We start from the raw sequence: 4,718 nt of genomic DNA, 5'->3' as shown, positions 1-4,718 counted from the left end.
TTTAGGTTTCTTTCTAGGAATATAACTATTGAAATGATCATCTTTTATGCCTTGATACCCACTATCTTGTAAGCTATATGTTTCGGGATGAAAATGAATTTTACTTTTTTTAAACAAGCTAAAATCGTGGCAATGTCCTTGCTCAAAAGCAGTGCAAATAATTGCTCTTGTCTCTTGATTAATGACCAATTGAGTTTTGAGGGTATGACATTTCTTCTTGCCTGAATAATATCCTTTCTGTTTTTTTTGGGTCGTTCAATAGCTGTTTCTGTGACATCAATCGCCACGACTGCTGGATAATCAGAGTTTTTGAGTAATGCTTTTTTCCCAGGAAGACGGAATTTTCCAGTTTTCATTAAAGTTGATTCGATGTCAATTACAATTCGGCAAATAGTTGATTCAGATACTCCCCAATTTGTCGCAATATGAAAATATGTTCGATATTCTCGCCAATATTCCAATGCGACTAAGACCTGTTCTTCAAGAGTTAGGATAGTCCCACGCCCTCTTCTGTATGAGAGGATTTTCTGACCGGAATTCTTCCAAGGCTTTAACCATTACTTTTAAGGTGGAAATTTTGACACCAAATCTACGTTTAAATTGATGAGATGTCAAATTTAAATAAGATTGATTTTTCATGATTTACTGATTGTGTAACAACCAATATAAGTTTCTAGTATTTTATCCTGTTTCTAGCAAGGCAAGAGTAAAAATAAGTTAATAGTTGGGATTCAATCCAGTAAAGCAAAACTTTCTATTATATCATAAAATTATTTTGCAAGAGGTCTAATATGTAAAGTGGTATGACCTATTTTAACTCCTGTCTGTATTTCAATTTCTTGGGACGCCTTGGAATCTGATAAATTGGCTACTTGTCGCAGGCAGCATTTTTCAAATAATGGAGCCAATTGAGTCGATTTTTTGAGGTTTAATTGTTCCGCTTGTTTTTCAGTTATTCTTAACTCACCCACACAGCTTTTTACGGTTCTGGAACGTCCTTTTTCTGTTCCCGTTCTTTCTTTGATAAAAAAAAGCGACTTGGGTTCCCACCATTTCAAGCCATTGTTTTCTCAGGTGTCTTTCTATGCTTTCTTTCGCTGTCTAATGCCTCGGGGGGAGTGTTTTTATATAAAATTTTGGCAATTTCAGCACTATAGGCTTGTAAACGTTCTTGTTCGTCCGGTGTCATGTTGGATTCCTAAAAATTATTCCTTGACTATTGTAACTCTTGAGCTACTCTATTTTGCAACGGCTATAAAATAACTCATTGACCCTAAAACAGATTTTTCCGCACAGTTATAGTAGGGAGCTTAAAAAAATTTACCAAAATATCATACTTCTGCATATTTGCAAAACTAGGATGCTCCCGGAAGGTTAACCGGGTTTCTTCCTATATCTCTAGCCCAGAATCTGCGATTTTTCATAGAAACCCCGTTTTTTCGCGTAACTCCTACCAAATCAAAATCTGGCAATACCCTAAATATAATTAAAATTTGTTAAGATTAACTCGACCTCAGCGCCGGCATCCCATCCGCCGCTAAACCTGCCCTTCCCCAGTCCCCACAACAATGCTGCGACTCGAACACATCAGTAAAATTTACCCCACAGGCGTCGTACTCAAAGATGTCACCTGGGAAGTCAAGCCAGGCGATCGCATCGGCTTAGTAGGCGTTAACGGTGCTGGCAAATCCACCCAACTCAAAATCATCGCCGGCGAAATCGAACCCACCGCAGGCGAAGTTATTCGCCCCGCCAGCTTACACATCGCCTACCTCTCCCAAGAATTTGAAGTAGATCCGACTCGCACCGTCAAAGAAGAATTTTGGCGTGCCTTTAGCGAAGCCAACGAAGTCCATGAATCCCTAATGCAAGTCCATCGAGACTTGGAAAACTCCTCCCCAGAGGATCTCGACGAACTGATCCACAAAATGGATCGGCTGCAACGGCAATTTGAAGGCTTAAACGGCTACGGTTTAGAAGCCCAAATCGAGAAAATTCTGCCCGAAATCGGATTTGAACCCGAAGATGGCGATCGATTAGTCAGCGCCTTCAGCGGCGGCTGGCAAATGCGGATGAGTTTGGGCAAAATTCTCCTGCAAAAACCCGACATCCTGCTGCTAGACGAACCTACCAACCACCTCGACTTAGAAACCATCGAATGGCTGGAAGTATACCTGAAAGGGCTGACAACCCCTATGGTAATCGTATCCCATGACCGGGAATTTCTCGATCGGCTCTGCACCCAAATCGTGGAAACCGAACGCGGCGTTTCCAGCACCTACCTCGGCAACTACTCCTCCTACCTGCTGCAAAAAGCAGAAGCCAGAGAAGCCCAACTCAGCGCTTACGAAAGCCAGCAAAAAGAACTCGAAAAACAGCAAGCATTCGTAGAAAAATTCCGCGCCAGCGCCACTCGCAGCACCCAAGCCAAAAGCCGCGAGAAACAGTTAGATAAAATCGAACGTATCGAAGCGCCCACCGGCGGATTAAAAACTTTGCATTTTCGCTTTCCCCCCGCACCCCGCAGCGGTCGCGAAGTAGCAATAATTGAAGATTTGGTGCACACCTACGGCGAAAAAATCCTATTTTTGGGAGCCGACTTATTAATTGAAAGGGGCGATCGCATTGCCTTTCTAGGCCCCAACGGCGCGGGCAAATCAACCCTGCTGCGCCTGATTATGGGTTTAGAAAAGCCGACAGAAGGTACGGTCAAATTGGGAGGCCACAACGTCATCCCCGGTTACTTTGAACAGAATCAGGCAGAGGCCTTAGATTTGAATAAAACCGTGATGCAAACGATTCACGACGAAGTTCCCGACTGGAAAAATGAAGAAGTTCGGACTTTGTTGGGCCGTTTCTTATTTACAGGCGAAACAGTATTCAAACAGGTTGGCGCTTTAAGTGGCGGCGAAAAAGCCCGCCTAGCTTTGGCAAAAATGCTGTTGACTCCGGTAAATTTGCTGATTTTGGACGAACCGACAAATCACCTCGACATTCCGGCGAAAGAGATGATGGAAGAGGCGATTCAGAATTATGACGGTACCGTAATTATCGTTTCACACGATCGCTATTTCATCTCACAAGTCGCCAACAAAATAGTCGAAATTCGGGAGGGAGAGTTTCGCCCTTATTTGGGAGATTACCACTACTATCTGGATAAAATTGCTGAAGAAAAAGAGCTAGCCAAGTTAGCAAAACTAGAAGCAGAAAAAGCCGCAAAAAAAGCCGAAAAAGAAGCCAAGAAAAAAGCTGCAGCTAAGCAAAAATAAACTTGCAACCCTCGCAGATCAACCTTACATTCGCGTTGATCTGCGTTGATCTGTGATTAGAAAATAATATTATGCCTAAACCTAAATTCGACTAAATAGGGCTTGCCGAAAAAGCCTAAAACCTTTACAGAAAAAGACTTTGACTGGTTTGAACGCTCCGTGTGTGCAAGCTTATGAGCTAAAATCTTTCCAAAGCCTAGTACAACATCACTTTCGTAATGTACCGAAAAGTTGACCTAACCCCAAACCCGCCATCCAACTTTGACTTGCCTTTTGAGGGGCAATTGTTAGAAGATAATCGTTGGGTAATCATGGCGAAACTAATTCCGGGCGTCAGCATTTGAAGCAGAATATGCTCAAAACTTTTCTCGATATATGGGAGCTCCAGCATTGGTAACAAGTTAGAAAGGAGTAGATTCTGTAAATACCCCTTTGTGCATAAATATAATTGGGTAATAATGATAATCAAACAAGGGGTAAGGGTGGGAGAGTCTGCCTGTGGCAGACTCTCCCACGCAAGGGCGCGATTATCATTATTAATAAGTTGTTGGCTCGATTGGCGTGGCACTGCGATCGATAATAATGGCGGGCGAGCGACAAATAATGGCGGGCGAGCGACAAATAATGGCGGGCGAGCGATAATACAGCACTTCCGGGTGTTATGAGGTACAATAAGAATAGATTAAAAAATACACCAATGAAAGCATATTCAGTAGATTTACGAACAAAAATAGTAGCAGCCCATCTCGATCAGAAGCTGTCGATCAGAAAAACAGCAGCGATATTTTCCGTCAGTAAAAGCTTAGTTCAAAAACTGGTCAAGCAACAAAAAATAGAAGGGAATTTACAGCCGAAACCCAGGGGGAAACCGAGATACAGTCATTTGAATAATTCCACAGCAGAGTTGAGAGAAATAGTGGCAGCACCTCCCGATGCAACTTTACTAGAATTGTGTGATTTATTTGCCCAGAAGACCGGAAATTGGGTGGTAGAACAGCCATGTGTAACGCCTTACAAAAGTTGGGATTAAATCGTAAAAAAAACAGTGAGAAGTAGCCAACCCCGAACAGAAAGAGTCATGAAGTTAAGGTTAGAGTATTGAGAAAAAGTCAAGCATATCGACCAAAAAGATATAGTTTTTTTAGATGAGACTGGAATATTACTAGGCTTAACCAGAACTCATGCACGTTCCCAACGAGGAACGAGAGCAGGGTAACCTCATCTAATTTTGTAGCGAATGGACTTGACAAAAGAGCCATGAGCTAGAATTTCCTCTATGAAGGTGAGCGAAGGTGCGATCCAGAACCTAGGCTCGGATCGCGCTTGAGAGTCCGTAACTCCAGAAGAGTTCATTTGTTCGCCTTAACGGGAGTAAGGAATGAAAAATAAATAACTTAATGAATTACTCAGGTTGGGGTACGGCTCGATAATTCCATTTGGGCAAATATT

General features: G+C 42.5%; 3 protein-coding genes and 2 pseudogenes. 3 read left to right on the top strand and 2 right to left on the bottom strand.

The window, feature by feature from the left end:
* Together QUB44_RS30060 and QUB44_RS30055 are read right to left on the bottom strand one after the other, a co-directional pair.
* A pseudogene (locus QUB44_RS30060) lies at nucleotides 1-639 on the bottom strand (transposase family protein); the annotation flags it as partial.
* A gap of 131 nt (nucleotides 640-770) precedes the next feature.
* Entirely contained in the window at nucleotides 771-1,058 is a 288-nt protein-coding gene (locus QUB44_RS30055) for a hypothetical protein (protein ID WP_333373413.1), read from the bottom strand.
* Nucleotides 1,059-1,568: 510 nt separating this feature from the next.
* Here QUB44_RS30055 and QUB44_RS30050 point away from each other — a divergent pair.
* The 3 genes and pseudogenes from QUB44_RS30050 (at nucleotide 1,569) to QUB44_RS30040 (ending at nucleotide 4,299) form a co-directional block, all read left to right on the top strand.
* Nucleotides 1,569-3,269, top strand: a complete 1,701-nt coding sequence (locus QUB44_RS30050; RefSeq protein WP_333373409.1) for an ABC-F family ATP-binding cassette domain-containing protein — start codon at nucleotides 1,569-1,571, stop codon at nucleotides 3,267-3,269.
* Between the two features lie 218 nt (nucleotides 3,270-3,487).
* Nucleotides 3,488-3,659 (top strand): annotated as a pseudogene (locus QUB44_RS30045) (IS5/IS1182 family transposase); the annotation flags it as partial.
* 307 nt (nucleotides 3,660-3,966) lie between these two features.
* Nucleotides 3,967-4,299 (top strand): IS630 transposase-related protein, encoded by a 333-nt coding sequence (locus QUB44_RS30040; RefSeq protein ID WP_333373407.1) that lies wholly within the window; start codon nucleotides 3,967-3,969, stop codon nucleotides 4,297-4,299.
* Nucleotides 4,300-4,718 lie beyond the last annotated feature (419 nt).

The sequence above is a fragment of the Microcoleus sp. AT3-D2 genome, assembly GCF_036705715.1.
GTDB lineage: Bacteria > Cyanobacteriota > Cyanobacteriia > Cyanobacteriales > Microcoleaceae > Microcoleus.
This window is presented reverse-complemented; position numbering and strand designations above follow the sequence as displayed.